This is a genomic window from Marinobacter daepoensis DSM 16072, assembly GCF_000421165.1.
GTDB classification, from domain to species: domain Bacteria; phylum Pseudomonadota; class Gammaproteobacteria; order Pseudomonadales; family Oleiphilaceae; genus Marinobacter; species Marinobacter daepoensis.
Genome location: NZ_ATWI01000008.1, coordinates 926762 through 941511, shown reverse-complemented (window position 1 = coordinate 941511; position 14750 = coordinate 926762). Strand labels below are relative to the sequence as shown.

Below are 14750 nucleotides of genomic sequence, written 5' to 3'. Positions count from 1 at the left end.
ATCAGGACGTATATTTGCGAAGCTCCAGCCGGGCCACCATCGCACGATGAACTTCATCAGGGCCATCGGCCAACCTCAGAACCCGAGCGTACCCGAACAACGTCGTGAGCGGGAAATCATCGTCACTGACACCGGCGCCACCGTGAATCTGGATCGCATCGTCGACAATCTGCTGCAACATCGCCGGCACCACCGCCTTGATCATGGAGACTTCCTGCAACGCGCCCATGATGCCTTTGGTGTCCAGTGCCCAGGCACACTTCAACGTGAGCAGGCGAGCTTGTTCAATGTTCATCCGGGCATTCGCAATGATGTCAGGGTTGCCACCCAGTTTGGCAATCGGGCGCCCAAAGGCTTCCCGGCTCATGGCCCGTTTGATCATCAGTTCCAGAGTGCGCTCCGCCGCTCCGATCGCCCGCATGCAGTGGTGCACCCTGCCCGGCCCCAAACGGCCCTGAGCAATCTCAAACCCACGCCCCGGGCCCGCGATGATGGCGCTCTTGGGCAGGCGCACGTTGTCGAACAGCACCTGGCCATGGCCATAGGGTTCATCATAGGCACCGAACACGGGCAACATGCGCTCGATGGTGATGCCCGGGGTGTCCAGCGGCACCAGCACCATGGAATGGCGGCGGTGTTTCTGGGCGTCCGGATCAGTCACGCCCATAAAAATACCGACTTTACAGTCCGGATGGCCAATGCCGGTGCTCCACCATTTACGGCCATTGAGAACGACCTCGTCGCCTTCTACCGTGGCAGTGGCTTCCATGTTAGTGGCGTCAGAAGACGCGACAGCGGGCTCGGTCATACAGAAAGCAGAACGGATTTCACCGCTCATCAGGCGAGGCAGCCACTCGGCCTTCTGCTCTTCCGAGCCGTAGTGAATCAGGACTTCCATGTTACCGGTGTCCGGAGCATTGCAGTTGAAGATCTCCGGAGCGATAAAACTGCGCCCGGTTTCTTCGGCAATCAGGGCATAGTCTGAATTGAGTAAGCCACAGCCATATTGGTCATCCGGGAAAAACATGTTCCAGAGCCCCTGGGCCCGGGCCTTTTCTTTCAGCTCTTTGATGATCGGTAGTACAACCCAGCGGTTGTCCAGAGAGGCGAGTTCCTTATGGTATTGTTCTTCAATAGGGTAGATCTCGTCGCGCATGAACTGTTTCACACGCTTCAGGTAATCCTGGCCTTTCTCGGAAATGTTGAAATCCATGATGCAGCTCCTCGCGCTGGCAGCCCTCTCGGGCGCAATGTCGATCAGATGACCGTCAGTCTAGGGGGCGCCAAAGTATTACGCGACTGAATTGTTTTAATCATTTATCATTAGCCTTACTTATTTAGAATAACGGAACCGCACCATGGCCCTGAACCGGCTGGACCTGAATCTCCTGCATGTTTTCGATACTATCTATCGGGAAGGTAGCCTGACCCGGGCAGCAAAGGCCCTGCACCTGACGCAGCCGGCCGTCAGCCATTCTCTGGCCCGGCTACGGGATCATTTCAATGATCCGCTGTTTACCCGCCAGGGGAACCAGATGGTTCCAACCCCCCTTGCCCGCCGTTTTCTGGAATCGATGCGCCCCGGACTGAACCAGATCCAGAGTGCCGTGAATCAGTTTCACGCCTTCGATCCCGCCAGCCAGCGCAAAACCTATGCATTGGGCCTGCGGGATATTCTGGAATCCACGTTCCTGCCCCAGCTCATTGCCAGGCTCGCGCCTTATCCTGATCTGGAAGTCCAGAGCCAGCGTGTGGCACGAAGGGATATGGAGACACAACTGGCGGCCGGTAAACTGGATTTTGCGATTGATGTGTTGCTGCCGGTCAGCAGCCAGACCAGCCATGAACGGCTGCGTCAGGATCAGCTGGTGGTTCTGGCCCGCAAGGGGCACCCGATCATTGAGCAAGGCCTGGATATGACTCGCTACCTGGAAGCCAGGCACATTCTGGTCTCGTCCCGTGCAGAAGGCCCCGGCATTGAGGATTTCGAGCTTTCACGCCACGGCGTCCAGCGGACCATCCGGCTGCGTTGCCAGCACTACTACGCCGCCTGCCGGGTGGTGGAAACCTCAGACCTGCTGCTGACCATGCCGGAAACCTATGCCCGGATCATGGCGCAGAATACCAATATTGAAGTGCTGTCTCCGCCAGTGGAGATGCCATCCATTGATGTTCACCTTTACTGGCACAAAGCCTACGAACAGGAGCCGGCCCTGGTGTGGTTCCGGGATTTGCTGCGCAGCCAGCAGCAGGCTCAGTAGGCGCCGACCAGCATCAGAAATCCGAAGAAGCCGGCGGCGGTAATACCCAGCGACACCACAACAATGCCAAATCCCCACCAGACCGCTGCCCCATCGGAGACATCAACGCCATGGCCCCGAAGCGTGCGGTAGAACGCCCAGGGGCCGAGGATAAAGGCTCCGACCACCGCGAAGACAAGGCCAATCGCGACACCGGCAAAGGTCCAGGTTGCCAGCACTGTGGCCCGGTCTGAAATCTGGTCCGTGACGCCATGGCGTTCCAGAAACTTCTTGCAGAAGAACCACACCAGCGCAAACAGGGCAGCCACAAATACCAGGCCACCGATCAGGGTAACAATTCGATAAAGCACATCGAGATCCTGCCAAGTCAATTCACGCCACTATAACCTCTTGATGAAAGACGGTAAAACCAAACCCATCCCCGCCTCTGGCTGGCATCTGCGGGCAGCGGGTCTACACTGGTTCTGATGCTTTAAACCCGCCACACAGCAAGGAGGTTAGGGAATGGCCCAGACCACGCGCATCGCAGTAACGCCCGGAGATGGTATTGGCCCGGAAGTGGTTGCAGAAGCCGTCCGCTGCCTGGAAATCCTGAGAACCAGGCACAATCTGGCACTGGAATGGAGCCGGTTTCCGTGGCCATCTCATGCCTGGCATGAAGAGCATGGCGAATGCTGGCCACAAGACGCTCTGGAACAACTGAAAGCTTACGACGCCATCCTTCTGGGCGCGCTGGGTGATCCGGGGCCGATTCACGATACTGACCGTTACCTGCTGCCAGACAGCCTCTCTCTGGCACCACTGCTGGATATGCGCAAGGGCTTTGATCAGTGGGTCTGTGAACGACCGGCCCGGTTGCTACCCGGAGCACGTCAGTACCTCCGGGACGATCGCGCGAAAGACATCGACATGCTGGTGATCCGGGAAAACAGCGAAGGCGAATACGTCAGTCAGGGTGGCCGACTGCGCCAGGGGACTCCGGACGAAGTGGCCACTCAGATGGAAGTCTTTACCCGCCGAGCCACCGAACGGATTATCCGATACGGATTCGAGCAGGCCCGCAAGCGGGCTGGTGAGCGGGTTCAGGATGGCCGTACCCGCAGCTTCCAGACCCTTGACGGCACCACCTGCGAAAGCCAGGTCTGCCTGATCACCAAGCGCAATGCATTGCGCTACTGGGGCGATATGTACACCGAAGTATTTGAGGACATCAGCCAGGAATACCCGGATGTGGCCACCCATCACGAGTTGGTGGACGCCGCCTGCATGAAATTTGTCTCCTGCCCCTGGGCCTTTGACGTGGTGGTGGCCAGTAACCTGCAGGGCGACATCCTGACCGACCTGGCTGCCGTGATCTCCGGCGGTATGGGTGTGGCTCCGTCGTGCAATCTGAACCCCACCAATCCCGATCTGCCGTCTATGTTCGAGCCAACCCATGGCAGCGCACCGGACATTGCCGGCCAGGGCATCGCCGACCCCACCGCCATGCTCTTTACCACCGCACGAATGCTGGAGTGGCTGGGCCGGAAAGACCCTCTGCTGAGCCAGGCGGGCCAGGAGCTTTTTGATGCCGTGGCCGCAGAACTTGCCGCCAAGGGAAAAGAACAGAGAAGCACCCGGGAAATCGGGGATGCGATTTGTAAACGCCTCGGGGCCTGACTAGGCTGCAGGAGAGGTTTTTCATTCACTTCGGGAGGTGTCCATGACCGACCATAAAGGCAAACTGTCTCCCCTGCTAAAGCAGGCTACCGGCATCACCGCCGCCAAAGGCGAAGGCGCCTATATTATCGACCCGGAAGGCCGTCGCTATCTGGACTTCACATCGGGCATTGGCGTTACCAGCACAGGCCATTGTCACCCGAAAGTGGTGGAAGCCGCCCAGAAGCAGGTGGCCACCATGATCCACGCTCAGGCCACCACGGTGATGAATCCCAGATTACCGGAACTTGCGGAGAAGCTTGGCGCCCTGACCCCAGACCCATTGAATGCCTTTTTCTTTTCCAATGCCGGGACTGAAGTGGCGGAAGGGGCTATCCGGCTGGTACGCCAAGCTACCGGCCGCCCCAACGTGATTGTATTCCACGGCGGATTCCATGGCCGGACGATGGGCTCCCTCTCGATGACAACCTCCAGTGTCGGTCTGCGGGCCGGAGTCAGCCCGATGATGGGAGGGGTGGTGGTTGCACCATTCCCTCATGCCTTCCATTACGGCTGGAGCCTGGACGAAGCGACCGACTTCTGCCTTCGCGAACTCGACCGCATCTTTGTGACCTACTCCGCACCGAAAGAAACGGCGGCGATGCTGATTGAGCCAGTCCAGGGCGAAGGCGGCTATGTTCCCGCCAACGCACGCTTCATGCAGGGACTTCGGGAACGCTGCGACAAACACGGCATCATGCTGGTTTTTGATGAGGTACAGGCCGGGTTCGGGCGCAGTGGGAAATTCTGGGCACACGAGCACTTTGGCGTAACACCGGATGCCATCATGATTGCCAAAGGGCTTGCCAGCGGCTTCCCCATTTCCGCACTCGCTGCGTCTGAGGAGACCATGGCCAAGGGCTGGCCGGGCTCTCAGGGCGGCACCTACGGTGGCAACGCTGTAGCCGCAGCCGCCGCCATTGCCACGATCGAGGTCATTCAGGAAGAGGGACTCGTTCAGAATGCGGACGAAATGGGGCAACGACTCCGGGACAACCTGCATGCCCTGAAAAAGGACTATCCGGATATGGCCGATGTCCGGGGTATGGGGTTGATGGTTGGCGTGGAAATGCGCCGGGGCGACTGCCCTGATGGCGAGCGTGCGGGCCGGATTCTCAAGGAGTGCGAGGAACGGGGGCTGTTGATGCTGCGCTGTGGACCGTATCAGGAGATTGTGCGCTGGTTACCGCCGCTGATCGTTACCCGGCAGCAGATTGACGAAGCCACCGATATCTTTGAGCAGGCCCTGAAAGCCACTGCCTGATTCACCGGTGAAAGCAACAAGGCCGGATGGAGAATCCCCACCCGGCCTTGTTCTTACCGCTCTGCGTCAGACCGCGTCAGTCATCCGCCATCACAAACTCCAGTCGCCCGGGTGCTACCCGGACATCCATCGGCACCAACCCAAACATGCGCTGGGCAAAGTCGCTTTCGTCCAGGCGATAAACCGGCATGGTCTCCAGCATCTGGGCCACCATTCTCATGACATTATCCGTAACCGGTGCCAGATCTCCCTTGAAAAAAGGCGAGTCAATGGAGCTTTCCAACAGTTGCAGCCTTCGGATATAAACCGCTTTCTCCTGGCTGTCGTACACTGGCGCGCCTTCCACCTTCAGTGCCAGATCAACCGGAAGCTTGGTCATCAGTGCATTCAGGGCAACCTGGCCTCGCAGGTCAATCACAGCGACATCGCGGCCATCCGGCCCCAGGGTGATGTCGGCATCCCTCAGGCTAAGGCTTAGCGGTGACCCGCTTTTCAGTTGTTGGCGATCAAAATCGGCGACCACATCCTTCAAATGACCTTCAATTTCCCCTTCTGAAATCGCATACGGAGACAGACTGGCACAACCACTGCTCAGCACCACAACAGCCACCAGCAAGAGCCAGCGCTTGGCTTGATTCAACATGATTAAATTCCCTGAAAACGGATCCGCTCCAATCCTGCGCCAGCGCGGACCCGTCCGCAACATGCCGACATTAACGATTAGTCATGATCTCAGTCATTTTCAGCACGAGCCTCCACGCTGGGCACAAGGCGGTCATCCAGCCGTATCGTCAGCAGGATGGGCTGACAGCAGACCTGGCAATCCTCTACATACTCCTGCTCCGCGACCGATGGGTCGACGCTGATTTCCAGCGTCTCCCAACAGTATGGGCACTGGATGAGCACCGGTTCCAGCACGGACATACTCAGAACTGCTGCTTGGCCATCCAGGGAATAATCCGGTCGAAGGCCTCCTCCATACGCTCACAGGTCGTCGAGAAACTGAACCTCAGGGCATTGGTGCAGGCTTCGCCAAACGCATCTCCCGGGACCACACAAACACCGGTCTCCTTGAGCATTCGCAAGGCCAGATCAGAACCATCAACATGGGGCGGCAAATCCGGGAAGGCGAAGAAGGCACCGCCAGGCTTGTAACCTGTCAGATAGGGGGTCTGATCAATCAGTTCCACAACCTTATCCCGGCGCTCCCGATAGATATCCACCATATCCCGGACACATTGCTGATCGGCCGTCAGCGCAGCAACCCCCGCAAACTGGGAGGGAGTATTGGCCACCGAGGTGGTGAACATATGATAGCGGCGCAGCGATTTGATCGCGGCCTGGCTGGAGATCACCCAGCCAACCCTCAGGCCCGCCATGCTGTAGGTTTTTGAGAAACTGCTGATGCACATGATGTTGTCCAGGTCCATGGAGCAGTTAAGGACACTGGCGAAATCGTCATCATCAAAAATCAGGTGGTCATAGACCTCATCCGCATACACCTGAATCCCACGATACGCACACTCTTCCAGGATTGTTTCCACGGTGCTGCGGGGGTAAACCGCCCCGGTCGGGTTGTTCGGGTTGTTCAGGATCAGGGCGAAGGTGCGGGAGCCCATGGCCCGTATCACATCGTCCGGGTCCAGCTGGTGGTTGTTTTCGGCCCGTGTGGGAACAAACTTGACCTCTCCCCCGTTCATCCGGATGAGGGGGGCGTACAGCAGAAATGACGGATCAGTCACGATGAACTGCCGCCCGGGCGCCGACGTAGCGGAAATGGCAAGATACATGGCTTCGGTTGCGCCACTGGTGATCAGAATGTTGTCCCGGGTGAGTTTCCGGTTGTAACGCTTTCCGTAATAATCCCGGAGCGCCACCAGCAGCTCCGGCAGCCCGGCATCCATCGTGTAACCGGTCTGGCCTGCGTTCAGGGCGTCTACATAGGCATCAATAATGTGCTTCGGCGTCGGCAGGTCTGGCTGGCCTATCGACAGGTGAATCACATCCTTCATGGTAGCCGCCATATTCACCAGGCGGCGAATCCCCGACACCGGAATGGCCTGCATGGCAGGATTCCAACTGGCCTTGGTTTTCCGGTACTTCACTTTTCGCGGCGTATTCTGGCCGGTGTCCCTGTTTGCGGACTCCACCATAAAAACCTCCTGGAGACTGGGTAAACAAAAGGCTACTCCTGCAGGTTAGTCAGGAAAGATGGGGGGGACAAGGAAGAGGGACTAAAGGATAACCGAAGCCCGGAAAACCCCGTGTAACCGGGTACAGGTTGACCCGTTTCCAACCGCCAACCAGACTAGTACCACTGACGCATTCCCAGACCCAGCCCACCGGAGGTTACATGACAGCTGCCCAGAAACCGGTCGTGACCGTTCTGACCGCACCGGGCGAACCAGCCCCCCCAGGCATTGAAGCCATTAAAGCCCGGGCCGTGGTGCGCTTTGCCTGCGACGAGCAAACCCTGAGAGAGACCCTCCCTGGCACTGATGTCATGATGGTGACGGACTTCCGGACAGACGCTCTGGAAGCCGCCTGGCCCGCGGCCGACAACCTGAAATGGATTCACGCCACCAGTGCCGGGGTGGATGCCCTGATGTTTCCCGCCCTGATCGACAGTGACGTGGCGGTTACCAACGCCCGGGGCATCTTTGATCGCACCATTGCAGAGTATGTGCTGTGCACCATCCTGATGTTTGCCAAGGATTTCCCCGGGTCGATCCGATTGCAGATGAAACGCGAGTGGAAACACCGGGATACCGAGCGTGCCGAAGGCAAGCAGGTCCTCGTGGTGGGCGCAGGCTCTATTGGCCGGCAGATTGCCCGGCTGGTAAATGCCATTGGCCTGCACGCACACGGCATTGCCCGGACCCCAAGACACGACGACCCGGACTTTATCGCGGTGCATGGCAACGAAGAACTTTATGAGCAACTCAGTCACGCCGACTACGTGGTGATTGCCGCGCCACTGACACCCCAGACAGAAGGGTTGTTTGACGCCAGGGCCTTTGCCGCCATGAAACCTTCAGCGCGGCTGATCAACATTGGCCGGGGCCCGATCGTAAAGACCGAAGCCCTGATCCAGGCCCTTGACGCTGGCGAGATTGCCGGCGCCGGACTGGACGTCTTCGAGGAAGAACCCCTGCCTGCAGACCACCCACTCTGGCAGCGGGAAAACGTGATCATGACCGCCCACATGGCTGGCGACTTTATCGGCTGGAATCGCGCGCTCATCGATCAGTTTCTGGAGAACTTTGATCGGTGGCACAAGGGGGAGGACTTGTTCAACCGGGTCAACAAAACCCTGGGCTACGCAGGAGCCTGAGCCCCCGGCCACAAAAAAGGGAGCCTCCCGGCTCCCTTTTTCATTACCTGATGGCTAAGTCTGCGCTCAGCCTCCGGACAGCGACTGTTCCGACGGGTCCAGCTCCATCTGCTGAATCGCAATCACTGCCTGCGTCCGGTTACGAACACCCAGTTTGCGGAAAACCGCCGTGATATGAGCTTTGATGGTGGCTTCCGAGACATCCAGATCGTATGCGATCTGCTTGTTCAGAAGCCCTTCGGCCAGCATCCCCAGTACCCGGAACTGTTGCGGTGTCAGCGACGCCAGACGCTCCGAGAAATCTGTGGTTTCAGCCTGCATGCGCTCGATCTTGTCGGCCACGCCTTCCGGCAGCCAGACATCCCCTTCCAGTACCGCCTGTATGGCCTCGGTAATGGTCGGCAGAGGGGCCGATTTGGGGATGAAGCCGGAAGCGCCATAGTCAATGGAACGGCGCATCACCTGCAAGTCTTCTGAGCCAGACACAACCACCACAGGCAATCCCGGGTACTGGCCACGCATGAACACCAGGCCGGAAAAGCCATGGGCACCCGGCATGTTCAGATCCAGCAGGATCAGGTCTGCGTCCGGGTGCGACTCTACCGCCGCCTGCAGCGCTTTGATGCTATCGACCTCTACGGTTTCGGCATCTGGCACCGCCTGATTGACCGCCTGTTTCAATGCTGCCCGAAACAGCGGGTGATCATCAGCGACGATAATGGTTTGTGTCATTCAACAGATTCCTTACAGGTTAGTACCGGCAGCGGGCATTACCTGAAGGCCCGGCTGCTGATCAGCTCATCCACTACGCCCGGATCAGCCAACGTGGAGGTGTCTCCAAGCTGATCGTGCTCATTAGCAGCAATCTTACGCAAAATCCTACGCATAATCTTGCCAGACCGGGTCTTGGGTAGTCCAGGTGCCCACTGAATCACATCCGGAGAGGCTATCGGGCCAATCTCCTTGCGGACCCACTGCACCAGCTCTTTCTTCAGCTCGTCACTGGGCTCTTCGCCCTGCACCAGGGTAACGTACACGTATATGCCCTGGCCCTTGATATCGTGCGGATACCCCACCACGGCAGCTTCAGCCACCTTGTCATGAGCCACCAGCGCACTCTCCACCTCGGCGGTACCCATCCGGTGGCCAGACACGTTCAGAACGTCGTCCACCCGGCCGGTGATCCAGTAATAGCCATCCGCATCACGGCGTGCACCGTCACCGGTAAAGTACATGCCCTTGTACGTGCTGAAGTAGGTCTGAATGAAACGTTCATGGTCACCGTAGATGGTGCGCATCTGGCCAGGCCAGCTGTCCAGGATCACCAGGTTGCCTTCGGTTTCACCCTCCAGAATGTTACCGTCGTTGTCGACCAGCGCGGGCTGAACACCAAAGAATGGCTTGGAGGCAGAGCCGGGCTTCAGATCCACCGCGCCTGGCAGCGGAGATATCAGGATGCCACCGGTCTCTGTCTGCCACCAGGTATCCACAATCGGGCATTCGCCATTACCAATCACCCGGTGATACCACTCCCAGGCTTCCGGGTTGATCGGTTCACCCACAGACCCCAGGAGTTTCAGGCTCTTACGGGTGGTGCCGTCCATGCAGGACTCACCCTGCGCCATCAAGGCACGAATGGCCGTCGGCGCAGTATACAGGATGTTGACCTGATGTTTGTCCACAACCTGCCCCATTCGGGAGCTGTCCGGATAATTCGGAACACCTTCAAACAACAGTGTGACAGCTCCGTTCGCCAGCGGTCCGTACAGAATGTAGCTGTGGCCGGTCACCCAGCCAAAATCGGCGGTACACCAGTAAACATCACCGTCGTGATAATCGAATACGTACTGGTGGGTCATGGAGGCGTACACCATGTAGCCACCGGTGGTGTGCAGGACACCTTTCGGGGCACCAGTGGAACCAGACGTGTAGAGCATGAACAGCGGGTCTTCAGCGTTCATTGGCTCAGGCTCACACTGTGCAGAGGCGTTCTGCATGAGATCTTCGTATCGGTGATCCCGGCCTTCGGTCCAGGGCACCTGATCGTTGCCTGTGCGTGTGACAACAATCACCGAATCGACGTTAGCCTCTTCATGGTGTTTCAGGGCAGAATCCACGTTCTTCTTCAGCGGGATTGCCCGGCCACCGCGCAGACCTTCATCAGCGGTCACCACAAAACGGGACTTTCCGTTCGCAACCCGGGCAGCCAGAGCCTCTGGTGAAAACCCGCCAAACACCACGGAATGAATGGCGCCAATCCGGGCACAGGCCAGCATGGCCACGGCGGTCTCAACAATCATGGGCATGTAGATGGTGACCACATCGCCTTTCCTGACGCCCTGTTCTTTCAGCACATTGGCAAACTTGCAGGTCTCTTCGTGGAGTTCCCGGTAGGTCACGTGGCGGGATTCGGAAGGATCATCACCCTCAAAAATGATGGCTGTCTGGTCACCGCGGGTTTCCAGATGGCGGTCCAGGCAGTTGGCCGAGGCGTTCAGAACGCCGTCTTCAAACCACTTGATAGACAGATTATTGTAGTCGTAGGTACTGTTTTTAACTTTGGTGAATGGTTTGATCCAGTCGATCCGCTTGCCGTGCTCGCCCCAGAAGGTATCCGGCTCTTCAACGGACTGGCGGTACATTTCTTCGTATTGTTCTTTGTTGACCAGTGCACGCTCGGCTACCTCCGGACTCACCGGATATACCTGCTTATCAGTCATTGTGCTCCCCCTTAATAAGAGTCTATTGTCATTGTCGGTTATTTAAATTCAGGGTGGTCGGGCATTTTGGGCCCGTTAGACAGATACCTGTAGTTCAACATGTGTACTACCACTCGATGAATTAGACTAACGTCCTAAGATCCCCCGCCATTAGGGGCAATCTGCTCAGAAATGCAGCGATGAAGACGGTGAGTGCATGAAATCTGCGGCTTGCCTGAGCGTTCAGACACGGGACGGGACAAGGCTCCCGGAGGCAGGTTTCACCCACCCCGGGGCCCGACAAATTACGCGGCCTTTTTGCGCTGGCGGGACGCTTTCAGGCTGTAGACTTTCCGCTCTTTGAGAGCGTAACGATTGAGCCCTGCCAGGTGGATCTTGCGCAGGTACCGTTTCCAGTCAATGTGGCGGGCATCAACCGGGAACAGCCCCTTGTCGACCTCTCCCATGCGGCTGGCCAGAGCCATCAGCTCATCGTTGCGGAACACGTAGTCCGGCGCGGTGTAAAAGCCAAAGATGGTCGCCAGCGACTGGGTTGTATCCAGGTTCCTGAGTACTTTCAGATCACGGGAGTTGCCCAGTAACTTGAGAACTCGGTCGGTCAGACTCAATGGCAAGCGGACCCCACTGACCACCAGATCAAACAGACTGCGGTTTACCGCGACAAAGGGCTTGCTGGGCTGCCGGTAGAACAGATGATCGTATGCCGCGTAGTTGTCCTTCGACTCGGCCATGAGATGGTCAATAAACTCACCCAGGGAGATTGGATTGCTCCCCCCGCTGCAGCACTGATAGATACGCTGGCGACCCGGCTCTGCCAGGGCCTCCGCCAGGGAGAGAATGATGGAGTTCGCCACCAGATCCACCGGGATAACATCGATAACACCGGAGCGTTTGCCTGGAAACAGCGTCACTTTTTCCCGGGCATAAGCCAGAATAATGGCATCGGCTACCTTAACGCCTTCAATCCAGCCGGGCGCGGGCTCTTCCAGAGCGCTTTCGATGATGGATGGGCGAAGGATCGTCAGGGTACGGCCGTTCAGGGCTTTCAGCAGCAACTGCTCACCCAGCCATTTGGTGAAGGTGTAGGTATCGCTCCAGCCATAACGATTGGCTTCACGGATACCCAGATCAACCAGTTTTTTCTCCAGCACCTTGCCAGAATACCGGGCCTGCACATCTTCGATTTTGTCGGTCAGCAGGCGGACCAGCTCTTCGATTTCATAGTACCCGTCCGGAGAGCGCGGCACTGCCTCTCCGGCAGGCTTGATCACCGACTCAGAGACCTGCCCGGAGTTCATGCCATTCACATAACAGGTCGACACCTGAATAACCGCCAACGCGGGGTTCAGGTCAACCAACCCGGCGATGTTGCGAAGGCAAAGGGTGTTAATGGCCAGGGCCTTGTCCAGCTCTTCGCGAAAGTTCACGCTCGCCGCCGAGTTAATAACCGCATCCAGTTCTCCGGCCAGCTTTCGGCAGGCCTCATCACCCAGCCCGAACTCTGGCTCCGTCACTTCCCCGGTAATGCAGTGAACCCGCTCCTCAAGGAACAGTTCAAACCCATCGGCATCCGATTCACGCAGGCGATCAAACACCGACGAGGTAGCAATCTCCTCCAGAAACCGGGTACGAGCATCCGGATGCCGTTTGTTTCCGCGGATCAGCAGATAGACACCTCCGATATCGGGCACCGTCCGAATCAGCTTTTCTAGCACGACCTTACCCAGAAAGCCTGTCGTACCGGTTATCAGAACCCGCTTTCCGCGAAGTTGTCCGAGCACTCTGGATGACGAGGTGTCGGCCTGATGAATCTGCTGCATTGCCATGGTAGAACTCCTTCTCTGAAATCACTTTTGCCGGCCTGACGCCAGCCAGTATCTTGCGGCGGGGTACATCCCTTCCCCGTCCTCATAAATTCCGTGTCACAACCGCCTGTCAGAGCTGCTTGCATATTGCGGGCCACGAGCCACGACACTGATCAATTCTCACACAGACAGCGTGACAACGCGGTGACAGACTGCAAAATTACGACACAAAAAAAGCGATTAAAATGACAATTAAGAAGTCACATCAAACAGTGAGGCACAGGGCCTGTCAGCAATGGGCCGGCTTCACCGACCTTTGCCTGCCAGTGCCGTGAGGAGATCTTCAAGCCTGACATCGGCCGGCTTTTCCCGCAGGGCACGAACCAGCTGGTCCTGCTCGCCAAAACTGATCCGATCGTACATCGGCTCTTTCAGGGGCTTCAGATCCAGAGGGGGAGCGACCGGCTCAAGCGGAATCGGTGACAACTCATCCGCCAGGTGTCTCAGATGGCGCGCCAGCTTCGCCCGGTCATGGTCTTCCAGCCCATCCCAGTTCATCGCGGCCAGCCCGGTCTGAACGATTTCAACGGTATCAGCGTCGGGGGTGCTCCCCAACAGTGCAAAGAGTCGGCCAAATGCCTCATAGCAGAGCATGGCATCACCCCGGGCCGACGTGATTACCTGTTCAAGCTTTGTAATCAGCTCGTGGCATTGCTGCCCGGTGGATTTAACCGGGCCGCTGCCCGATGGTTCGCCTGCAGCTGACGCTGACGAACGCCTGGAAGCCCGGTGCCAGTATGCGGCAATACTGGCTTTCTGGGGAGGCGATCCGCCAACATGAACGTTCAGCATTTCAGCAAGTGAATGAAACTGATGGCAAGAAGGGTCCGACTCGGGCAATGCCGTGACCGGCACCTGATCCAGCACCGATTGGCGCAGCGTTTCATCTCTCCACAGCGCTCCCAGATAATGCAACGACAGTTGCAGATGGCGCTGGCAGGCGGCATTAAAACGCTGGTACACCGAACGGGCCTGGCTGGCCCCCTGAGCCATATTCACAATCACCGCGGGGGTGCGCCGGTATCCTCTTCGTTTAAGTACTTTCAGTAAGGAAAACGCATCGGTCAGCGATGATGGGTCCGGCGTCACCACCAGGCACGCCAGCTCCGAGGCCGCAATCATGTGCAACGTGATCGCCTGCAAACCTGAGGCGGTGTCGACGAGCACAAAATCATACCGGCTTTCAAGGTCGTGCAGGGAGCGCAATACCTTCAGGCTCCCCTGTTCCGTCAGGTCCATGCAAGCCTGCACCCCCGAAGCACCAGGGATGACATCCAGCCCGCCATGGGTGGTGATGATGACATCCTGCATGGCACACCGGCCAGCAACAACGTCGGCAAGCGTTTGTCTGGGGTAGGCACCGACCATAATGCTGACGTTGGCAAGGTCGGTATCGGCATCCAGTAGCAACACCTTCCATCCCTGCTCTGAAAGCGCGATGGCCAGATTCAGGGCGACCGTCGTCTTACCCACCCCTCCTTTGCCACCGGTGATGGCAAGGGTGCGGGTCTGGCGCGATTTCTGCAAAGCGTTCTGGGGTTGCACCGGCTTCGGGACATCCATGAATAATGGTCTGGATACTCAACGTTGCCACTATAAGCGACATTC

Annotated in this window: 13 protein-coding genes; 4 read left to right on the top strand and 9 right to left on the bottom strand. The window is 57.9% G+C overall.

Features of this window, described 5'->3' with window-relative positions; genetic code table 11:
• Window position 1: 1 nt before the first annotated feature.
• On the bottom strand, window positions 2–1213 hold the full coding sequence (locus K325_RS0104950) for an acyl-CoA dehydrogenase family protein (protein WP_029653160.1): 1212 nt from the start codon (window positions 1211–1213) through the stop codon (window positions 2–4).
• Between the two features lie 145 nt (window positions 1214–1358).
• On the opposite strand from K325_RS0104950, the gene K325_RS0104945 reads away from it, so the two are divergent.
• Complete coding sequence (locus K325_RS0104945) at window positions 1359–2261, top strand: LysR family transcriptional regulator (RefSeq protein WP_029653159.1); 903 nt, start codon at window positions 1359–1361, stop codon at window positions 2259–2261.
• On the opposite strand, the gene K325_RS0104940 is transcribed toward K325_RS0104945, so the two are convergent.
• Window positions 2255–2611 carry a hypothetical protein gene (locus K325_RS0104940; RefSeq protein ID WP_029653158.1) on the bottom strand — a complete coding sequence of 119 codons (357 nt, stop codon included), beginning with the start codon at window positions 2609–2611 and terminating at the stop codon, window positions 2255–2257. The genes K325_RS0104945 and K325_RS0104940 overlap by 7 nt on opposite strands.
• A gap of 154 nt (window positions 2612–2765) precedes the next feature.
• Here K325_RS0104940 and K325_RS0104935 point away from each other — a divergent pair, with 154 nt between their 5' ends.
• Both K325_RS0104935 and K325_RS0104930 read left to right on the top strand, forming a co-directional pair.
• Window positions 2766–3920 carry an isocitrate/isopropylmalate dehydrogenase family protein gene (locus K325_RS0104935; RefSeq protein ID WP_029653157.1) on the top strand — a complete coding sequence of 385 codons (1155 nt, stop codon included), beginning with the start codon at window positions 2766–2768 and terminating at the stop codon, window positions 3918–3920.
• Window positions 3921–3963: 43 nt separating this feature from the next.
• Window positions 3964–5223, top strand: coding sequence for an aspartate aminotransferase family protein (locus K325_RS0104930; RefSeq protein WP_029653156.1), 1260 nt, complete (start codon window positions 3964–3966; stop codon window positions 5221–5223).
• A gap of 76 nt (window positions 5224–5299) precedes the next feature.
• Here K325_RS0104930 and K325_RS0104925 read toward each other — a convergent pair whose 3' ends face one another.
• The 3 genes from K325_RS0104925 to K325_RS0104915 all read right to left on the bottom strand — a co-directional run bounded on the left by K325_RS0104925 (window position 5300) and on the right by K325_RS0104915 (window position 7376).
• Entirely contained in the window at window positions 5300–5866 is a 567-nt protein-coding gene (locus K325_RS0104925; RefSeq protein ID WP_029653155.1) for a YceB family lipoprotein, read from the bottom strand.
• A gap of 89 nt (window positions 5867–5955) precedes the next feature.
• Window positions 5956–6147, bottom strand: coding sequence for a CPXCG motif-containing cysteine-rich protein (locus tag K325_RS0104920; protein ID WP_029653154.1), 192 nt, complete (start codon window positions 6145–6147; stop codon window positions 5956–5958).
• A gap of 2 nt (window positions 6148–6149) precedes the next feature.
• Window positions 6150–7376 (bottom strand): pyridoxal phosphate-dependent aminotransferase, encoded by a 1227-nt coding sequence (locus K325_RS0104915; protein ID WP_029653153.1) that lies wholly within the window; start codon window positions 7374–7376, stop codon window positions 6150–6152.
• A 200-nt stretch (window positions 7377–7576) separates the two neighbouring features.
• On the opposite strand from K325_RS0104915, the gene K325_RS0104910 reads away from it, so the two are divergent.
• Window positions 7577–8557 (top strand): D-2-hydroxyacid dehydrogenase, encoded by a 981-nt coding sequence (locus tag K325_RS0104910; RefSeq protein ID WP_029653152.1) that lies wholly within the window; start codon window positions 7577–7579, stop codon window positions 8555–8557.
• Between the two features lie 66 nt (window positions 8558–8623).
• Here the strand turns inward: K325_RS0104910 and K325_RS0104905 are convergent, their stop codons facing one another.
• The 4 genes from K325_RS0104905 to K325_RS0104890 form a co-directional block, all read right to left on the bottom strand.
• On the bottom strand, window positions 8624–9289 hold the full coding sequence (locus K325_RS0104905; RefSeq protein ID WP_029653151.1) for a response regulator: 666 nt from the start codon (window positions 9287–9289) through the stop codon (window positions 8624–8626).
• Window positions 9290–9327: 38 nt separating this feature from the next.
• Window positions 9328–11277, bottom strand: a complete 1950-nt coding sequence (gene acs / locus K325_RS0104900; protein WP_029653150.1) for an acetate--CoA ligase — start codon at window positions 11275–11277, stop codon at window positions 9328–9330.
• A gap of 284 nt (window positions 11278–11561) precedes the next feature.
• Window positions 11562–13103 (bottom strand): fatty acyl-CoA reductase, encoded by a 1542-nt coding sequence (locus tag K325_RS0104895; protein ID WP_029653149.1) that lies wholly within the window; start codon window positions 13101–13103, stop codon window positions 11562–11564.
• Window positions 13104–13388: 285 nt separating this feature from the next.
• A complete protein-coding gene (locus K325_RS0104890) occupies window positions 13389–14705 on the bottom strand; it encodes a MinD/ParA family ATP-binding protein (RefSeq protein ID WP_029653148.1) in 1317 nt (438 codons plus the stop codon).
• Between the last annotated feature and the right edge of the window lie 45 nt (window positions 14706–14750).